The organism is Acrocarpospora macrocephala, from assembly GCF_009687865.1.
GTDB classification, from domain to species: Bacteria; Actinomycetota; Actinomycetes; order Streptosporangiales; family Streptosporangiaceae; genus Acrocarpospora; species Acrocarpospora macrocephala.
The window spans coordinates 14,836-30,842 of sequence record NZ_BLAE01000019.1; the positions used below are offsets into that span (position 1 = coordinate 14,836).

Genomic DNA, 16,007 nt, shown 5'->3' on the forward strand with positions numbered 1-16,007 from the left:
GGCTGCCCGAAGGAAACGACGGTCACATTGCCGTGGCTCTCCCACCCACCCAACCCGTTTGATCCCCTCGAGCTCCGCCCGACCCCACCGCCACCGTGGCTGCCCAAAGGACAGTCACCGTGGCTGCCCAAAGGAACGACGGTGATATTGCCGTGGCTCTCCACCCAGCCCGCCGACAACCCACCGCCTCGGGCGACCCATCTCACCCCCCTAAACCCTTCGCTGACCTGCACCCTTGAGAAAAATGACCATGGACGTGCCGCCTCCTGACTCGAACAAGGGAAGGGGGGAGGCATGGCGATCACGTCCTGGGTTTGGGTTCCTGGTGGGAGCGGGTTTCCTGGGTGGAACTTGCCCTTTGGGGTGTTTTCGAGGCGCGGGGAGTTGCCTCGGGTGGGGGTCGCTATTGGCGATCACGTAGTAGATCTGGATCTTCTGCGCGCGACGGGCGTACTGCCCAATTCGGCTTGGTTCGCGGCGGGGACGTTGAACTGGTTTCTGGCGGCGGGGCCGGAGGCGTGGCGTTCCACTCGGGAACGGCTGATCGAGTTGCTGAGTGATGAGCAACATCGACCGGCGGTGATGCCCGCGCTCGTACCGATGAGCGAGGTATTGCTCCATCTGCCGTTCGCGGTGGCCGACCTGGCGTGTTTCCAGGGATCCCTGGACCACACCACGAATATGGGACGCATGTTCCGCCCGCCCACGATGGATCCCGTCCGGCGGAACTGGCGGCAGATGCCGGTGGCGCACCATGGCCGAGCGGGGAGTGTCGTGGTGTCCGGGACGCCGATCATGCGGCCCAGCGGCCAGCGCGGTGAGGCGGATGTGGGGCCGTCGATGAAGTTGGATATCGGCCCCGAGATCGGATATGTGGTCGGGGTGCCGGCCAACCATCCGGTCGGGACCAAGGCCTTCCGCGATCATGTGTTCGGCGTGGTGCTGGTGAACACCTGGCGGGCGCAGGACCTGCTGGCCTGGGAATATCAGGACTTGGGACCGTTCACCGGGCGCGCGTTCGCGACCACGATCTCGCCCTGGGTGGTGCCGCTGGACGCCCTGGAGCACGCCAGGACGACCCAGCCGCCGCAACAGCCCTCGCCGCCGGGCTACCTCACGGTGACTGAACCCTGGGGGCTGGATCTGGCGCTCGAAGTGAGCCTGAACGACGAGGTGATCTCTCGCCCGCCGTACGGCCTGCATTACTGGACGGGCCCGCAGTTGCTCACCCACACGACGGTGAGCGGCGCCCAGCTACGGACGGGAGATCTGCTGACATCAGGCCCGATTTCCGGCCCAGAAGACCCGGGCACGCTCCTGGAGATGACCTGGAACGGGAAGAACCCGCTGCGGCTTCCCAAGGATGCCGAGCGGGTCTTCCTTGAGGACGGTGACACGGTGACGATCACCGCGAAGTCCGCCCTCGGAGTCGGGCTTGGCGAGGTCACGGGAACGGTGCGCTCGCCCTGAATCCTGCTATACGCGCGTTCGGCCGCGCAGCGCGGCGACGGCACCCACACCAACCACCGCCAGCACGACCTGCATGACGATTTCGATCCAGTCGATGCCGGGGGTGGTGGCGACGCCGAGGGCCTGGGCGATCGCCGTACCGATGAGGGCCGCGATGATGCCGACGACGACGGTTAGGATCCAGCCGATTGGCTGGCGACCGGGCAGGAGCAGCCGTCCGAGCACGCCGACGACCGCACCGATGACGATGGCGCCGAGAATGGTCTCGATGGACATATCGACCTCCGCTTGAGGGTGTCACTTGCACCCTCAAGGGACGGCAAATACCCCGTGCTGGAAAATTAGTCCTCAGCGCCCGAAATTTCGTGTCATTGGCTGCTCGGCCGCCTGGACGCGACGGCCCCCACGCCGATGATGGCGAGGACCAACTGGAGGATGTGCTCCCACCAGTCGATGCCGCGCGTGTTGGCGAAGCCCAGCCAGTACGCGATCAGCGTCCCGATCAGGGCGGCGACGATACCAACGATGACCGTGAGAGACCAGCTGATGTTCTGCCGCCCCGGCAGAATCAACCGCGCCAGCCCTCCGATAATCGCCCCGATAATCACGGCGCTGATGATGGATCCGATCATGATATTCCCCCCTTGAGGGAAGAAATACCCCACAAGCGTCGTCGCAACCCGTAATCGGAACATACGGATAGTTGTCACCACAAAAGGACTTATATCACCCTCGGAAGCGGGCAGGCCGTCAGTTCTGGCCCGGCCCGGGCCGGGGTCACCGTCACCTTCTGGGCCGACCTTGACGTCATTCACCTGCTGGTCGCCGGAGTGCGCTTCCGTTCGCATCTGTCCCAAGCCGACCTGGCCGCCCGCGGAGGACGAGCGGCCCCCGCGCCCGTCCACCACGCCGGTCACCGTTCAGCGGGTGGCCAGCAACAGCGGCGTCATCATGGTGGCGTGCACTGCGAGGTCCGGGCTGGTTTGGCCTTGCGAAGGCCGGAGGCCGTAGCGGACAGGTCCGGTCCGTAGCGTGCGCTCCTCCCCGGCTGGTCGGGCCACGTAGGGGCTCGCCCCGGGTTGCTCGCCTTCCTCGGCTTTCCCCGGGTCCCTCGCCCTTCCCCTTCCCCACGCCAATCGCGATGGCCGACAGTTTCCCCTGTGGATGAGGCGAGATCGGTTCGGCTACTTTGATCGACTATGACCGAAGCCGGTTTTCTCGAAGCGACCCGCAGCGCCTACAACGCGAGGGCAGCCGAGTACAACGAGTTATTCCGCGATCCTCTGGCGGACAGGCCGCTGGACCGGGCCCTCATCGACACCTTCGCCGACCTGGTGAAGGCGGCGGGCGGCGGGCCGATCGCCGATCTCGGCTGCGGGCCAGGACACTTCACGGCTTACCTCCACGCGCGGGGGCTCCCCGTGTTCGGGATCGACCTGTCGCCGGGGATGATCGAACAGGCCCGCCAGGAGCATCCAGACCTCCGGTTCGAGATCGGCTCGATGTTCGCCCTGGAGCTGGCGGACGGCAGTGTCGGTGGCGTCTTCAGCCACTACTCGATCATTCACACCCCGCCCGAGCGGGTGCACGAGTTGTTCGACGAGTTCACCCGCGTGCTCGCACCCGGCGGGCATGTCCTGCTTGCCTTCGCCGCGACTGAAGAGCCGTCGCAGCTGGCCGAGCCGTACGACCATGCCGTCTCGCTGGCCTACCGATGGTCCACCGACATGATCTCCGGCATGCTCCGTGAACGGAACATCGTCGAGACTGCCCGGCTGGTCTTCCCCGGGCATCATGATCCGAAGCGCGGCTTCCCGAGCGTATTCCTGCTGACCGCCAAGTCCGCCTGACTCCCTGCTCCAAGACAGTCTTCACCGCCTGGACTGAGGAGCGCAGGTCGCAGAAATAAGCACAGCGGCAATCTGTTACCGCGCCTGGTCACAGATTGCCGCCGCATGTATGTGAGACGCGCGGCCGGCCGCTCAGGTTGGCGAGGTGTTCGAACCCCGTTGGAACGGGCCAACGACCAGCGCGGTGGCCATCGCCGCGACACCTTCGCCGCGCCCGGTGAGACCCAGACCGTCGGTGGTGGTCGCGCTCACGCTCACCGGCGCGTCGATCGCCGCGCTCAGCACCTTCTCCGCCTCGGTACGGCGTGGCGCCACCTTTGGCCGGTTTCCAATGATCTGAACAGCCACGTTGCCGATATCGAAGCCCGCCTCGCGTACCCGTCTGGCGGTTTCCGTGAGCAGGGTCGTGCCGGACGCGCCCGCCCAGCGTGGGTCGGCGGTGCCGAACAGGCCGCCGAGGTCGCCCAGACCGGCGGCCGAAAGTAACGCGTCGCAGCAGGCGTGCGCGGCGGCGTCACCGTCGGAGTGCCCGGCCAGACCCGTTTGGTCTGGCCAGTGCAGGCCCGCCAGGTGAAGCTCCCGGCCGGAAGCGAAAGGGTGGACGTCGACTCCGACGCCCACCCTTGGAAAAAACGTGTTCAGGAGTTCAGCACCTCGTCGAGCAGTGCTTCTGCCTTGTCCTCGTTGGTCTTCTCCGCCAGAGCGAGCTCACTGACCAGAATCTGCCGAGCCTTGGCGAGCATCCGCTTCTCACCCGCCGAGAGACCGCGCTCCCGGTCACGACGCCAGAGGTCACGAACGACCTCGGCCACCTTGTTGACGTCACCGGACGCCAGTTTCTCAAGGTTGGCCTTGTAGCGGCGGGACCAGTTGGTTGGTTCCTCGGTGTGCGGCATGCGGAGCACGTCGAAGACGCGCTCAAGGCCTTCCTGGCCGACAACATCGCGCACACCGACAAGTTCGGCGTTTTCCGCTGGCACCTGGACGGTAAGGTCGCCCTTGTCGACCTTGAGCACCAGGTAGGTCTTTTCCTCACCCTTTATGGTCCGAGTGGTGATGGCTTCGATCCGAGCAGCCCCGTGATGGGGGTAGACGACCGTGTCGCCGACCTGGAAAGTCATGTGACAAGTACCCCTTCCGCTGTACTCCAGGGTACCACGCGCCAACAGCCTCCCGGAACAGTGAAATCACCATAACTGCAGGTCAAAGCCTCATTTTGGGACTTGACAAGCAGTCGACTCTGTGAATGAGCAACTCCGACATACCGGATGACCTGCCGAATCAGGGGAAACCGGCCCGGTGCGGGGAGTGGTGCCCCCCATCGATAGGGTGATCCCCAGCTCTATCTAGCCGCGTAACAAGGAGACCCGAGCCGTGACCAGCACCAGCCGCCGCAGGGTGATCGCCGTTGCCGCGCTCCTCGCCGCCGCCCCTGTTCTGGCCGCGTGCGGCGCCGGCGACAAGGCCAACACAACGCAGCCTTACGCGCCGACCGACGCCCAGGTCCTCATCACCGACAATGTGTACGGCGAGCGTGGCATGCGGGTCAGCCAAGCGTTCGTCCTCGGCCCCGACTCCGGCGGCCAGATCCCCTCCGGCGGCGCGGCTCCGCTCTACCTGGTCCTCACCAACGAGAACCCGGCCCCCGACAGCCTGGTCAGCGTCACCCCCCTCCCCGACCAGGCCACCTCGGTGAAGGTCACCGCGCCCGTCCAGGTGCCCCCGCACACGTTGGTGAACACCGGCCAGCCGACACCGCAGCTCGCCGTCGAAGGCCTCAAGAACGCGCTGCGCGGCGGCGAGACCCTGCGGCTCACCCTGAAGTTCCAGACCGCGGGCGACATCACCATGGACGTCCCCGTGATCACCCGCAGCCGCGAATACGCGACGCTGCCCCCGGTCCCCGGCGCCCTCCCGGCCCCCAGCCCGGTCGCCTCCGCCTCCCCCGCCGCGACGACCGGCCACTAAAACACGACATCGGGATCCGGCGCTGCCGCGAAGAGCGCCGGAGGCCCAGCTCCTCTTTGACCGGCAGACTTTCGCGCCCTGGACGTCCCTCAACGCGAACGATCATCCTAGAGTTTCAACCCCTGGACCTCGTCGGGTACACATCGGGTCCAGCAATCAGCAGACGGATCGTCGTGGGTGCTGGCCTGCAGGCGGTTGTCGTCCAGCACCACCCTGCCCGGGCAACGCAGAAAACAGGGCGAATCACCTCACCGGGCGCGCACTGCCCGATCACCCGGAATCCCACGTTAACCGACAAAGACCACGAAGACCCCTGTTCCGAAGTGCTGGAACAGGGGTCGTGAGCGCGAATCCGGCTCAGTCCTCCACGACGGGATCGAACTTGTAGCCGAGCCCGCGAACAGTGAGGATGCAGCGCGGGTTGGCGGGGTCGGATTCGACCTTGGCCCGGAGGCGCTTGACGTGGACGTCGAGGGTTTTCGTGTCGCCCACATAGTCAGCGCCCCAGACCCGGTCGATCAGCTGGCCTCGGGTGAGGACGCGGCCGGCGTTGCGGAGCAGTACCTCCAGCAGCTCGAACTCCTTGAGCGGCAGCTGAACCTGCTGCCCGCGCACCGCGACGATGTGCCGATCCACGTCCATCCGCACCGGCCCCGCCGCGAGTATCGCGGACTCCAGCTCCTCGACATCCCCCTGCCGGCGCAGCACAGCCCGAATCCGGGCCACCAGCTCCCGCGACGAGAACGGCTTGGTGACATAGTCGTCGGCGCCCAGCTCCAGCCCGACCACCTTGTCGATCTCACTGTCCTTCGCGGTCAGCATGATCACAGGAACCTTGGAGCGCTGCCGCAGCGAGCGGCACACCTCCGTGCCAGGCAGCCCGGGCAACATCAGATCAAGCAGCACCAGGTCGGCGCCGTTACGGTCGAAGGTCTCCAGCGCCTCGGGCCCGGTGGCCGCGACGGCAACCTCGAAGCCTTCCTTGCGAAGCATGTAGGACAGGGCGTCGGAGAACGACTCCTCGTCCTCTACGACGAGTACCCGGGTCATGTGGCCGCCTCCAGCGGGGTTGACGTGGTGCGTGGTACCGCCACCGCCACGCCGCCGAAGGCGGGGAGACGGAGGGTGAAGGTCGATCCGGAGCCTTCTTTGCTCCACACCGTGACCTCGCCGCCATGCGCGACGGCGACGTGTTTGACGATGGCGAGCCCGAGTCCGGTGCCGCCCGTCGCCCTCGACCGGGCCGCGTCGACCCGGAAGAATCGTTCGAAGATGCGCTCCTGCGCGCCTTCGGGGATGCCGATCCCCTGATCGCTGACGCTGACCTCGACCGCTTCCCCGGCCGGGCGCGCGCTCACCACGACCCTGGTGTGCTCGGGACTGTACGCCACCGCGTTGTCGATCAGATTACGCAGCGCGGTGACGAGGAGCTCGTCGTCGCCCCAGACGTTTAAACCTTCGGTGCCCCCGGCGACCAGGGTGATGTCCTTGGACGCCGCCTTGGTGTTGCACCGGTCGATGGCCTCGTGCACGGCCTCGTCCACCGGCACGGGCCCGGGGGTCGGAATCGCCTCGGCCCCCTGAATCCTGGACAAAGTGATCAGGTCCTGCACCAGGTAGGTGAGCCGGGCCGCCTCGTGCTGCATGCGACCCGCGAACCGGGTGACCGCCTCCGGGTCGTCGGCCGCGTCCTGGATGGTCTCGGCCAGCAGGCTGAGCGCGCCGACGGGCGTCTTCAGCTCGTGGCTGACATTGGCCACGAAATCCCGCCGAACCGCCTCAACCCTGAGCCGCTCGGTCTGGTCCTCGGCGAGCACCAGCACCTGGCCGGTGGAGCCGAGCGGCGCCACCCGGACCGCGAACGTGGTGGACTCCTGGCCGAACTTGCGGCCCGGCACCTCGATCTCGCCTTCCCTGATCTCGCCGTCCCGCCGCACCTTGCGCGCCAGCGCGAGCAGCTCCGCCGCCATCAGGGCATCCGCCCGCACCAGCCCGTACGCCCTCGCGGCCGAGCTGGCCCGCAACACGCGGTCCTCCCGGTCGAGCACCACCGCCGAGGACGGCAGCACGGCCAGCACCGACGCCACCCCGGGGGCCAGGCTGTCGTCGACGGGTTCCGGTTCCCGCACCGGCTCCGACTGCCGCCGGATCGCCATCATGACGAGGGTGCCCACCAGGAAGCCACCCATCGCCGCGAAACTCGCCAGCAACTCGTTCACGACTTAGATGCTAGGTGGGAATCTCCGTGCGCCCGACTGCCTGATAGGGCATGACCATGGCCTTTCCAGAAGAGTTCACTTGCCGGTCGAGGTTCGTTCATAGTCGCGCGCATACGGTAACGGCATGCGCGACGCTTATCACGAAGAGCTGGATACCCTCACCGACCGACTGGTCGAAATGACCCGCCTGGTCCGGTCGGCCATGTCGCGGGCGACCACTGCGCTGCTCGACTCCGACCTGCACCTGGCGGAGAGCGTGATCTCCCAGGACGAGGAGGTCAACCGGCTGTACGCGGAGGTGGAGACCTCCATCTACGAGGTCATGGCCACCCAGCAACCGGTCGCGGTCGACCTGCGCACCGTGATCAGCGCGTTGCGGATGGCCTCGGACCTGGAGCGCATGGGCGATCTGGCCGAACACATCGCCAAGATCGCCAGACTGCGGCACCCCGAATCGGCGATCCCCGCGTCACTGCGCGACATCATCCTCGAAATGGGCCAGATCGCCGAGCGCTTGATCACCAAGACCGGCACCTGCATCGCCACCAGGGATGTCGAGCTCTCCAAGGAACTGGAATCCGACGACGACGCGATGGACAAACTCCACCGCCGCCTCTTCCGGATCCTGCTCTCCCCCGACTGGAAGTACGGCATCGAGGCCGCCATCGACATCACCCTCGCGGGCCGCTACTACGAGCGCTACGCCGACCACGCGGTCCGCGTCGCCCACGATGTCGTCTATCTGGTGACCGGCTCCCGCCAGGAGGCCTGACCCGAAACACGCGTAACCCCCCGGTCCTCGGGGGGCCGGGGGGTTACGCGATGCACAGCATCGCAATCAGCACAGCTACTTGCCCTGGTTGGCCACGGCTTCGATGGCGGCCTTGGCGGCTTCGGGGTCCAGGTAGCCGGAGCTGATCGGCTTGTAGTCGGCGTCCAGCTCGTAGCGGAGCGGGATGCCGGTGGGGATGTTCAGCGCGGCGATGTCGGCGTCGCTGATGCCGTCCAGGTGCTTGACCAGGGCGCGGAGCGAGTTGCCGTGGGCGACCACGAGGACGGTCTTGCCCGCGGCCAGGTCGGGGACGATCTTGTCATACCAGTACGGCAACATGCGGTCGACGACGTCCTTCAGGCACTCGGTCCTGGGCAGCAGCTCCGGCGGAAGCAGCCCGTAACGCGCGTCGCCCGCCTGGGAGAACTCGTCGTCGTCCGCGATGGGCGGCGGCGGGGTGTCGTAGGAACGACGCCACAACATGAACTGCTCGTCGCCGAACTCGGCCCGCGTCTGCGCCTTGTCCTTGCCCTGCAACGCGCCGTAGTGGCGCTCGTTCAGCCGCCAGGACCGCTGGACCGGCAGCCAGAGCAGGTCGGCCGCTTCGAGGGTGAGGTTGGCGGTGCGAATCGCCCGGGTCAGCAGGGAGGTGTGCACCACGTCGGGGCGCACTCCGGCCTCGATGAGCAGGTGCCCGCCACGCCGGGCCTCGGCCTCACCGGTCGCCGAGAGGGTGACGTCCACCCATCCGGTGAACAGGCCCTTGATGTTCCATTCGCTCTCGCCGTGCCGCAGCAGCACCAAAGTCGCCATGGCCGCAATCCTAACGGGGTACGGCTCCGCCGACTTCCGCCCGGTCCGCGAACCGCTGGCGAACGCTATGCGAAATCACCCGCACGGCTACGCGGATTCCCGCCCGGGATCCGCGAAACGCGCGAACGCGGCGAGGTTCGCCGTGGATTCGCCGCGTTTGAGACGCCACTCCCACTCGCGCCGGATCGACGACGCGAACCCCAGCTCCAGCGCGCGATCGAACCACTCGTCGGCATACGTCAGGACGCAGCCGAGGATGCGGTCGATCTCCTCCTCGGAGATGGCCTGCAGCGGGATGCGGCCCACCAGGTAGACGTCCCCGATCGGGTCGAGGGCGAAGTGCACGCCGTACATCGAGCCGTTCTTGGTGAGGAGCCAGCGGTAGAAGTCGGCGTGGTTCTCGTCGGGGCGGCGGCAGAAGAACGCCTCCACGTGCAGCGCCTGGTCGCCGACGATCAGCCAGGTCATGGTGGCGAGCTTGTGCTGGCCGGGCAGTTTGACGAGGAAAGCGCCCGGCCGGGGCTGCTCGTACGGCAGGTCCCCGGCCTTCAAAGCCTCCTCGACCGCGGCGATCACAGGTTGACCGCCACGGGCACACGATGCAGCTTGGCCATAGCTCCGGTATACACCTCCACCAGCCGCGCGGCGGTGGCGGACCACCCGAAAGCGGTCGCGTGCCGGGGTGCCCCGGCGGCCAGTAAGTCCCGCCAGGCGGGCTGCCTGATCAGGCCGGAAAGGGCGTTCGCCCAGTTCTGGGGGTCGTGACCGTCGACGAGCAGGCCGGAGACCCCGTCCTTGACGGCGGTTCTGAGGCCGCCGACGGACGCGGCGACGACAGGCGTGCCACAAGCCTGGGACTCCAGGGCGACGAGGCCGAAGGATTCGTTGTAGGAGGGCACGACGGTCAGGTCGGCGGCGCGGTACCAGTCGGCCAGCTCGTGCTGGGGAGCGGGGGGCGCGAGCCGTACCACGTCGGTGATGCCGAGTTCGATGGCGAGGTCGGTGAGCAGGGAAGGACGGGCGAGGCCGTTGCCGCTGGGGCCGCCGACGCAGGCGATGACGAGGCGGTCGCGGAGCGAGGGGTCGGCGGCGATCATCCGGGCCGCGGCTTTGAGCAGGATGTCGGGGGCTTTGAGGGGCTGGATCCGGCCGACGAAGAGCAGGACGACCGCGTGCTGGGGAAGGCCGAGCCGGTGCCGGGCCGCGCCTTGGGAGGCCGGTTGGAAGACGGTCAGGTTCACGCCGGGATTGACAACCGAGACCTTCTCCGGCGGTGCGGAATAGAGCGAGATGAGCTCATCCGCTTCGGCGACGGTGTTGGCGACCAGGCGGTCGGCGATGTCCACGACCTGCTCCTCGCCCATCACCCGGACGGGGGGTTCCGGCCGGTCGCCCTCGGCCAGCAGCAGGTTCTTGACCTTGGCCATGGTGTGCATGGTGTGGATCAGCGGCAGTCCCCAGCGTTCCTTGGCCAGCCAGCCGACCTGCCCGGAAAGCCAGTAATGCGAGTGGATGACGTCATACCTGCCGGGGTCGTACATGGCCTCCGTGCGCAGCACGCCCGACAGGAAGGCGCACATCTGGCCGGGGAGGTCGCCCCGGTCGAGTTCCTCGTACGGCCCCGCGGTCACGTGCCGCACCGACACGCCCGGAACGATCTCCGCCACGGGAGGCAGATCGCGCGCGGTCTGCCTGGTGAAGATCTCCACCTCGACCCCGAGCGCGGCCAGTCGTTTGGCCACCTCCACGATGTAGACGTTCATGCCGCCCGCGTCGCCGGTGCCCGGCTGATCCAACGGGGACGTATGCATGCTGATCGTCGCGACCCGGTTCAGTCGTCGCCGTCCGAGCGTCACCCACACCACCTCCAAGCGGGTATTAACCACGAATAACTACGACAGATTCCCACCCCTAAGATGACCCCCATGGCGAGGACAGCAGTGGTGACAGGGGCGAGCAGCGGGATCGGCGAGGCCACCGCGCGGCGGCTCGCGGCCGAGGGGTATGACGTGGTCGCGGCGGCCCGGCGGCGGGACCGGCTGGACCGGCTGGCGGCCGAGGTGCCGTCGATCCGCCCGGCCACGCTGGACGTGACGTCGGCGGAGTCGGTGGACGCGCTGGCCGCCTCGCTCGACCGCTGTGACGTGCTGATCAACAACGCGGGCGGCGCGGTCGGGCTTGAGCCGGTGTCGGCCGGGCGGGTCGAGGACTGGCAGAGCATGTACGAGGTGAACGTGCTCGGCTCGTTGCGGATGACCCGGGCGTTGCTCCCCAAACTCATCGAATCGGGGGACGGGGTGCTGCTGATGTTGACGTCGGTGGCGGGGCTCGTCTCGTACGAGGGGGGCGGGGGTTACTGCGCCGCCAAGCACGCGCAGACGTCCATGACCGAGACGTTGCGGCTGGAACTGTGCGGCGAGCCGGTGCGGATCATCGAGATCGCGCCCGGGATGGTGCGGACGGAGGAGTTCTCGCTGACCCGGTTCCGGGGGGATGCGGGCGCGGCGGCGAAAGTGTACGACGGTGTGCCGGATCCGCTGACCGCCGATGACGTGGCGGACGTGATCGCGTTCGCGGTGACGCGGCCGGCGCATGTGAACATCGATCGGCTGGTCATCCGGCCGCGGGCGCAGGCGGCGCAGCACAAGGTCCATCGGGTGTGAGGCGGCCGGTCGGGGAGATCACCCGCGGCACCACCGGCCACAACCGGCTGCGCCGCGCCGACCGCTGGATCGCCGCCGGATATGGCGGATTGTTGCGCTCGGTGGCGGAACCGCTGGTGGTGGATCTCGGCTACGGCGCCTCCCACATCACGACATATGAACTTTTCACCCGGCTGAGACGTGTCGCCAGAGACGTTCAGGTGATCGGCGTGGAGATCGACCCGGCCCGGGTCGCCGCCGCGAAGCCCTTCGAACGGCCAGGACTGACCTTTATCAGAGGCGGTTTCGAACTGCCCGTCACCCGCCCGCCGATGCTGGTGCGGGCCTTCAACGTCCTGCGCCAGTACGGCGAGCCCGAGGCCTGGCGATACTGGGAAATGTTGCGCCAAAGCCTCCACCCCAGGGGCATCCTCGTCGAAGGCACCTGCTCCGAAGCCGGCCACCGCGCAGTCTGGGCAACATTGGACGAAAAATCACCAAAAATCATCACCTTCGCCGCGCGATTCAGCGGCCTCGACCGCCCCTCCGACCTCGCCCCCCGCCTCCCCAAAACCCTCATCCACCGAAATATCCCCGGCCATCCGATAAATCGCCTCTTCGCCGATTGGGACCGCGCCTGGGCGACCTGCGCCCCCTTCGCCGCGTACGGCACCCGCCAGCGCTGGATCCGCACCGCCCACCTGCTCTCCCAAACCTGGCCAGTCCACACCACGCCCCCCTTCGGCGGACCAACCCGATGGCGGCTGGGCGAACTTACCCTCCCTTGGTCAGCCGTGGCCTAAGCTGAGCTGCTGGCCTGGCGTCGAGGCTGGGTACCTCTCTACAAGACGTAGTACTACGCCAGGTAGGCTGATGTCGTGAAGGGTCTTGGCGAGCTTGAACGCAGCATCATGGACATCCTCTGGGCGGAGCGCGGTCCGATGACCGCGCGCGAGGTCGGCCGGTTGATCGCGGACCGCGACCTGGCCCCCACCACGGTCATGACCGTCCTGGACCGGCTCACCCGCAAGGGTTTCCTCACCCGTGTCCGCGACGGCCGCGCCTGGCGCTACGAACCCGCCGCCAGCCGTGATGCGTACGTGGCCGAGCTCATGCTCGAAGCCCTGGAGATGACCGGCGACCGCAGCGCCGCCCTGCAACGCTTCGCCCAGGCGGTGTCCGGCTCGGAAGCCGAGATCCTCCGCCGCGCGCTCACCGAGCTGGAGGAGTAATGATCGCGGCGGCGACCCTCGCGGCGCTTGCCACTGTCTGTGCCCTCGGCGCCTGGCGGCTCACCGCGGCCCGCTGGACCTGGCGTGCCCCGCGCGCGGCCATCCTGCTGTGGCAGTCCCTCGGCGTGACGTGGGGCCTGGCCAGCACGGGCGCCCTGCTGGCGTACGCGCTGGAGCCGTTCGGGCGCGGGGTCGTGCACGGCCTGGCGTACATCGGGCTGCATTTGCGGGAACCGCATGACTTCCTGCGGATCGGGGCGCTGATGGCCGGTCTGGCGCTGTTCTCGGTGTTGTCGATGGTCCTGGTCGCCGCGGGCGCGCAGACGTTGAGCGCGCGGCGGCGGCATCGGCTGCTGCTGGCGCTGATCGCGCGGGACGAGCCCCGGGTGCCGGGCGTCCGAGTCGTCGATCACCCGGGGGCCGCGGCCTACTGCCTGCCCGGGCTGCGTTCCCAGGTGGTGGTCAGCGCGGGCACGCTCCGCCTGCTCAGCCCCGACGAGCTGACGGCCGTACTGGCGCATGAGACCGCTCATGTCCGGGAGCGGCACGATCTGGTGCTGCTGCCGTTCGCGGCGCTGCGCTGGGTGCTGCCCTGGTCAAAAACCGTGCACGACGCGCATGCCTCGGTGGCCCTGCTGATCGAGATGGCCGCCGACGACCGGGCCCGCCGCCAGTGCTCGCCGAAGCGCTTGGCCACCGCCCTGCTCCGGTTCGGTACGGCGGCCGCTTTCGCCACCCCCCATGGCGCCCTCGGCGCGAGCACGGGTGAGAATGTAATGGCGCGGGTGAATCGCCTGGTCAAGCCACGTGCCGAACTCCCGGCCCACGTGCGGTTCGCTATCGTGGCCGGATCGGTGATCCTTACCGCGTCCGCCCCTATGCTCTGGTTGCTTCCCAACTGAGTTAGCCGCCGTTATCCACCCCGTTTGCAATTGCATACACCCTTTGGCAGACTGGGGGGTATGGAACTGCCCAAGATCGGCTCGTACATCCGCGAGCAGCGGCAGCAGGCGAAGATCTCCCTGCGCCAGCTCGCCGCTCAGGCGGGGGTGTCCTTTCCCTACCTGAGCCAAGTGGAGCGCGGGGTGCGCAAGCCCAGCGCGGAGATCCTCAACCAGATCGCCAAAGGTCTGCAGATCTCCGCTCAGGCGCTCTACGTGCAGGCCGGTCTGATCGAGGAGCGCGAGCCGGACAGCGACGTCCTGAGCGCGATCCGGGCCGATGTGACGATCAGCGGAAGGCAGCGTCAAGTGCTGATCGACATCTACGAATCGTTCCGGCGCGAGAACCGTGCGGCAGCAACCGACGAGGCCCAGCCGACGACACCGGCTGAGCCTCTGGGGGCGGTCAACTCGCAAAACGGTCACGCCACACCAGAAGGGTAACGCCAATCATGACCCTCGCCACCGAGGTGAAGAAGCTCACCGAGTCGAAGCCGTTCTACGCCATCACCGGCGCCGGCGACTTCGCCATGGAGAAGATCCGCGAACTGCCGGAGCAGCTGTCCAAGCTGCAGGACCGCCAGGGCGACGCCAAGAAATACGCCGAGCGCGTCCAGGACCGGGCCGGGAGCTACGCCCGCGAACTCCCCGGCAAGACCAGGGAGTATGCGGAGACGATCAGCTCGCGGCTGAACGAGCTCTACGACGACCTCGCCAAGCGCGGCCGCAAGGTCGTTCGCAAGGTCAGCGGCGGCGCCGCAATCGAGCTGGAAGAGGTCGCCGAGTCCGCGGGCGCCCGCCGTGCCCCGGCCAAGAAGCCGGTCACGCCGCGCGCCAAGACCAAGGCCTGAGCCTGAAGGAACGGCCCGTGTCCCGCCAGGATGCGGGCCGTTCTGCTGCGCCGGTGCCGACGTCATGTCCAGAGCGACGGCGACGACACGCTCTACGCGGGTCGCGTTCTGTGCTGACCCGTTAGGCTGGGTGCAACCGAAGTGATCCTCCCCGGGAGTGATGATGCTCTTCAACGGCCCCCTCGACCTGGTCTTCTGGGCAATCTCGCTCGCCGCGCTCGGGATGTCCGGATGGGCGCTCCTGCACGCGATCAGGATCCCCGCCCCTGCGTTCAAGTCTGCGGGCAAGCTCACCAAGAACCTGTGGACGCTTTTCCTCGGTCTGGCGACGTTCTTCACGTTCGTCGCAGCGTTCGGCTCGTTCTTCGGCATCCACCTCTTCGACTTCAGCCGACTGAACATCTTCACGATCGCGGCTGTGATCGCCTCGGGCATCTACCTGGCCGACGTGAAACCGGCCGTCAACGAGTATCGCGGCGGCGGCAGCAGCAACCAGGGCCCCTACGGCCCCTGGTAAGGGCCGCTCAGTGGCCTCGGCCCTCCCTCTTCCGGGGCGACGCCGCGCGATCGCAGGGTGGCGACCAGCCAGCGGGCCAGCCGGTCGTGACCGGCCAGGGTGGGGTGGGTGCCGTCGGGCAGCGAGTCGCCTTTGCGCCACTTCTGCGGGAGCGGGTCGGCGAACGGCACCCCGGTGAGCCAGGCGGCTTTCGCGACTGCGTCCCTGATCTTGTACGCGGCCTTCGGCGGTGATTTCACCCAGATCGGGCCGACCAGCACCACCTTGGCCCTCGGCCAGCGTTGTTTGACCCGGCCGACCAGCTTGACCGCGGCGCGCTGAACGTCCTTGGCCGCGTTGCGGTCGTTGTGGCCGCCCGCGAGCACGACCAGGTCGGGCTCGGGCCGCCAGGACAGCTCCCGTGTGAACGACTGGCTGAAGGTGCGGTGGACCTTGCCCGTCGCGACGAATCCGGCGCCCCGGCCGCCCGCGGTGATCAGCTGCCAGCCGAGCAGGCGGGCCGTCTCCGCCGCGTAGCTCTTCCAGGCGGGCACCGGGCCCGAGCCCACGGCGAAACTGTCGCCGATGAACATCACCACGGGGGCCCGGAGCGGAACGAGCGGCGACGGAGTGCTGCCAGCCTCCCCGACGGCGCTCGCGCATCCGGTGACCAGCCCGCAGATCGACAACCACGACACCAGCAACGGCGCGCGCATGCCCACCCCCGGTCTCCAAGCGCAGGCCGGAAGTCTA

Annotated in this window: 21 protein-coding genes; 11 read left to right on the forward strand and 10 right to left on the reverse strand. The window is 67.8% G+C overall.

The annotated features are described in order from the left end of the window. Positions 1 to 294 precede the first annotated feature (294 nt). Entirely contained in the window at positions 295 to 1,470 is a 1,176-nt protein-coding gene (locus Amac_RS17975) for a fumarylacetoacetate hydrolase family protein (protein WP_155355541.1), read from the forward strand. A gap of 6 nt (positions 1,471 to 1,476) precedes the next feature. Here the strand turns inward: Amac_RS17975 and Amac_RS17980 are convergent, their stop codons facing one another. Next, entirely contained in the window at positions 1,477 to 1,746 is a 270-nt protein-coding gene (locus Amac_RS17980; protein ID WP_155355542.1) for a GlsB/YeaQ/YmgE family stress response membrane protein, read from the reverse strand. 92 nt (positions 1,747 to 1,838) lie between these two features. Continuing rightward, on the reverse strand, positions 1,839 to 2,387 hold the full coding sequence (locus Amac_RS57705; RefSeq protein WP_307729732.1) for a GlsB/YeaQ/YmgE family stress response membrane protein: 549 nt from the start codon (positions 2,385 to 2,387) through the stop codon (positions 1,839 to 1,841). Positions 2,388 to 2,669: 282 nt separating this feature from the next. Here Amac_RS57705 and Amac_RS17990 point away from each other — a divergent pair, with 282 nt between their 5' ends. Beyond that, the gene (locus Amac_RS17990; RefSeq protein WP_155355543.1) at positions 2,670 to 3,320 is read left to right on the forward strand and encodes a class I SAM-dependent methyltransferase; all 651 of its coding nucleotides are present in this window, start codon (positions 2,670 to 2,672) and stop codon (positions 3,318 to 3,320) included. Positions 3,321 to 3,452: 132 nt separating this feature from the next. Here the strand turns inward: Amac_RS17990 and ispF are convergent, their stop codons facing one another. Continuing rightward, positions 3,453 to 3,941, reverse strand: a complete 489-nt coding sequence (gene ispF, locus Amac_RS17995; protein WP_155355544.1) for a 2-C-methyl-D-erythritol 2,4-cyclodiphosphate synthase — start codon at positions 3,939 to 3,941, stop codon at positions 3,453 to 3,455. Between the two features lie 17 nt (positions 3,942 to 3,958). Continuing rightward, the gene (locus tag Amac_RS18000) at positions 3,959 to 4,441 is read right to left on the reverse strand and encodes a CarD family transcriptional regulator (protein WP_030451583.1); all 483 of its coding nucleotides are present in this window, start codon (positions 4,439 to 4,441) and stop codon (positions 3,959 to 3,961) included. 253 nt (positions 4,442 to 4,694) lie between these two features. On the opposite strand from Amac_RS18000, the gene Amac_RS18005 reads away from it, so the two are divergent. After that, entirely contained in the window at positions 4,695 to 5,288 is a 594-nt protein-coding gene (locus Amac_RS18005; RefSeq protein WP_246268438.1) for a copper chaperone PCu(A)C domain-containing protein, read from the forward strand. A gap of 357 nt (positions 5,289 to 5,645) precedes the next feature. Here Amac_RS18005 and Amac_RS18010 read toward each other — a convergent pair whose 3' ends face one another. Both Amac_RS18010 and Amac_RS18015 read right to left on the reverse strand, forming a co-directional pair. Continuing rightward, positions 5,646 to 6,338 (reverse strand): response regulator, encoded by a 693-nt coding sequence (locus Amac_RS18010; protein WP_155355545.1) that lies wholly within the window; start codon positions 6,336 to 6,338, stop codon positions 5,646 to 5,648. After that, positions 6,335 to 7,447 carry a sensor histidine kinase gene (locus Amac_RS18015; protein WP_246268457.1) on the reverse strand — a complete coding sequence of 371 codons (1,113 nt, stop codon included), beginning with the start codon at positions 7,445 to 7,447 and terminating at the stop codon, positions 6,335 to 6,337. The genes Amac_RS18010 and Amac_RS18015 overlap by 4 nt, the downstream gene beginning before the upstream one ends. Before the next feature lie 184 nt (positions 7,448 to 7,631). On the opposite strand from Amac_RS18015, the gene phoU reads away from it, so the two are divergent. Further along, a complete protein-coding gene (gene phoU / locus Amac_RS18020) occupies positions 7,632 to 8,279 on the forward strand; it encodes a phosphate signaling complex protein PhoU (protein WP_155355546.1) in 648 nt (215 codons plus the stop codon). Between the two features lie 75 nt (positions 8,280 to 8,354). On the opposite strand, the gene Amac_RS18025 is transcribed toward phoU, so the two are convergent. The 3 genes from Amac_RS18025 to mshA all read right to left on the reverse strand — a co-directional run bounded on the left by Amac_RS18025 (position 8,355) and on the right by mshA (position 10,948). Beyond that, positions 8,355 to 9,092 carry a phosphoglyceromutase gene (locus Amac_RS18025; RefSeq protein ID WP_155355547.1) on the reverse strand — a complete coding sequence of 246 codons (738 nt, stop codon included), beginning with the start codon at positions 9,090 to 9,092 and terminating at the stop codon, positions 8,355 to 8,357. An 87-nt stretch (positions 9,093 to 9,179) separates the two neighbouring features. Beyond that, the gene (locus Amac_RS18030) at positions 9,180 to 9,668 is read right to left on the reverse strand and encodes a type III secretion system chaperone family protein (protein ID WP_155355548.1); all 489 of its coding nucleotides are present in this window, start codon (positions 9,666 to 9,668) and stop codon (positions 9,180 to 9,182) included. Continuing rightward, positions 9,665 to 10,948 (reverse strand): D-inositol-3-phosphate glycosyltransferase, encoded by a 1,284-nt coding sequence (gene mshA / locus Amac_RS18035; protein WP_155355549.1) that lies wholly within the window; start codon positions 10,946 to 10,948, stop codon positions 9,665 to 9,667. Before mshA ends, Amac_RS18030 begins: the two co-directional genes overlap by 4 nt. Positions 10,949 to 11,017: 69 nt before the next feature. Between mshA and Amac_RS18040 the strand changes: the two genes are divergently transcribed. From Amac_RS18040 to Amac_RS18070, 7 genes are all read left to right on the forward strand, one after another. After that, positions 11,018 to 11,755, forward strand: a complete 738-nt coding sequence (locus Amac_RS18040; protein ID WP_174900184.1) for an SDR family NAD(P)-dependent oxidoreductase — start codon at positions 11,018 to 11,020, stop codon at positions 11,753 to 11,755. Beyond that, entirely contained in the window at positions 11,752 to 12,537 is a 786-nt protein-coding gene (locus Amac_RS18045; protein ID WP_155355551.1) for a class I SAM-dependent methyltransferase, read from the forward strand. The genes Amac_RS18040 and Amac_RS18045 overlap by 4 nt, the downstream gene beginning before the upstream one ends. 75 nt (positions 12,538 to 12,612) lie before the next feature. Next, the gene (locus tag Amac_RS18050; RefSeq protein ID WP_155355552.1) at positions 12,613 to 12,966 is read left to right on the forward strand and encodes a BlaI/MecI/CopY family transcriptional regulator; all 354 of its coding nucleotides are present in this window, start codon (positions 12,613 to 12,615) and stop codon (positions 12,964 to 12,966) included. Next, a complete protein-coding gene (locus tag Amac_RS18055) occupies positions 12,966 to 13,868 on the forward strand; it encodes a M56 family metallopeptidase (protein ID WP_155355553.1) in 903 nt (300 codons plus the stop codon). Before Amac_RS18050 ends, Amac_RS18055 begins: the two co-directional genes overlap by 1 nt. Positions 13,869 to 13,928: 60 nt before the next feature. After that, positions 13,929 to 14,351 (forward strand): helix-turn-helix domain-containing protein, encoded by a 423-nt coding sequence (locus Amac_RS18060; RefSeq protein ID WP_155355554.1) that lies wholly within the window; start codon positions 13,929 to 13,931, stop codon positions 14,349 to 14,351. Between the two features lie 8 nt (positions 14,352 to 14,359). Further along, positions 14,360 to 14,758: a hypothetical protein gene (locus Amac_RS18065; RefSeq protein ID WP_155355555.1), complete on the forward strand. Its 399-nt coding sequence runs from the start codon at positions 14,360 to 14,362 to the stop codon at positions 14,756 to 14,758. A 160-nt stretch (positions 14,759 to 14,918) separates the two neighbouring features. Then, positions 14,919 to 15,275, forward strand: a complete 357-nt coding sequence (locus Amac_RS18070; RefSeq protein ID WP_155355556.1) for a DUF2516 family protein — start codon at positions 14,919 to 14,921, stop codon at positions 15,273 to 15,275. Here Amac_RS18070 and Amac_RS18075 read toward each other — a convergent pair. Next, positions 15,260 to 15,970, reverse strand: a complete 711-nt coding sequence (locus Amac_RS18075; protein WP_155355557.1) for an SGNH/GDSL hydrolase family protein — start codon at positions 15,968 to 15,970, stop codon at positions 15,260 to 15,262. The genes Amac_RS18070 and Amac_RS18075 overlap by 16 nt on opposite strands. Positions 15,971 to 16,007 lie beyond the last annotated feature (37 nt).

Bases quoted from the DNA above. Each gene is read 5' to 3' on its own strand.
- Amac_RS17975 (WP_155355541.1), top strand. From the start codon at position 295: ATGGCGATCACGTCCTGGGTTTGGGTTCCTGGTGGGAGCGGGTTTCCT.
- Amac_RS17980 (WP_155355542.1), bottom strand. From the start codon at position 1,746: ATGTCCATCGAGACCATTCTCGGCGCCATCGTCATCGGTGCGGTCGTC.
- Amac_RS17990 (WP_155355543.1), top strand. From the start codon at position 2,670: ATGACCGAAGCCGGTTTTCTCGAAGCGACCCGCAGCGCCTACAACGCG.
- Amac_RS18000 (WP_030451583.1), bottom strand. From the start codon at position 4,441: ATGACTTTCCAGGTCGGCGACACGGTCGTCTACCCCCATCACGGGGCT.
- Amac_RS18010 (WP_155355545.1), bottom strand. From the start codon at position 6,338: ATGACCCGGGTACTCGTCGTAGAGGACGAGGAGTCGTTCTCCGACGCC.
- Amac_RS18015 (WP_246268457.1), bottom strand. From the start codon at position 7,447: ATGATGGCGATCCGGCGGCAGTCGGAGCCGGTGCGGGAACCGGAACCC.
- phoU (WP_155355546.1), top strand. From the start codon at position 7,632: ATGCGCGACGCTTATCACGAAGAGCTGGATACCCTCACCGACCGACTG.
- Amac_RS18025 (WP_155355547.1), bottom strand. From the start codon at position 9,092: ATGGCGACTTTGGTGCTGCTGCGGCACGGCGAGAGCGAATGGAACATC.
- Amac_RS18040 (WP_174900184.1), top strand. From the start codon at position 11,018: ATGGCGAGGACAGCAGTGGTGACAGGGGCGAGCAGCGGGATCGGCGAG.
- Amac_RS18055 (WP_155355553.1), top strand. From the start codon at position 12,966: ATGATCGCGGCGGCGACCCTCGCGGCGCTTGCCACTGTCTGTGCCCTC.
- Amac_RS18060 (WP_155355554.1), top strand. From the start codon at position 13,929: ATGGAACTGCCCAAGATCGGCTCGTACATCCGCGAGCAGCGGCAGCAG.
- Amac_RS18065 (WP_155355555.1), top strand. From the start codon at position 14,360: ATGACCCTCGCCACCGAGGTGAAGAAGCTCACCGAGTCGAAGCCGTTC.
- Amac_RS18070 (WP_155355556.1), top strand. From the start codon at position 14,919: ATGATGCTCTTCAACGGCCCCCTCGACCTGGTCTTCTGGGCAATCTCG.
- Amac_RS18075 (WP_155355557.1), bottom strand. From the start codon at position 15,970: ATGCGCGCGCCGTTGCTGGTGTCGTGGTTGTCGATCTGCGGGCTGGTC.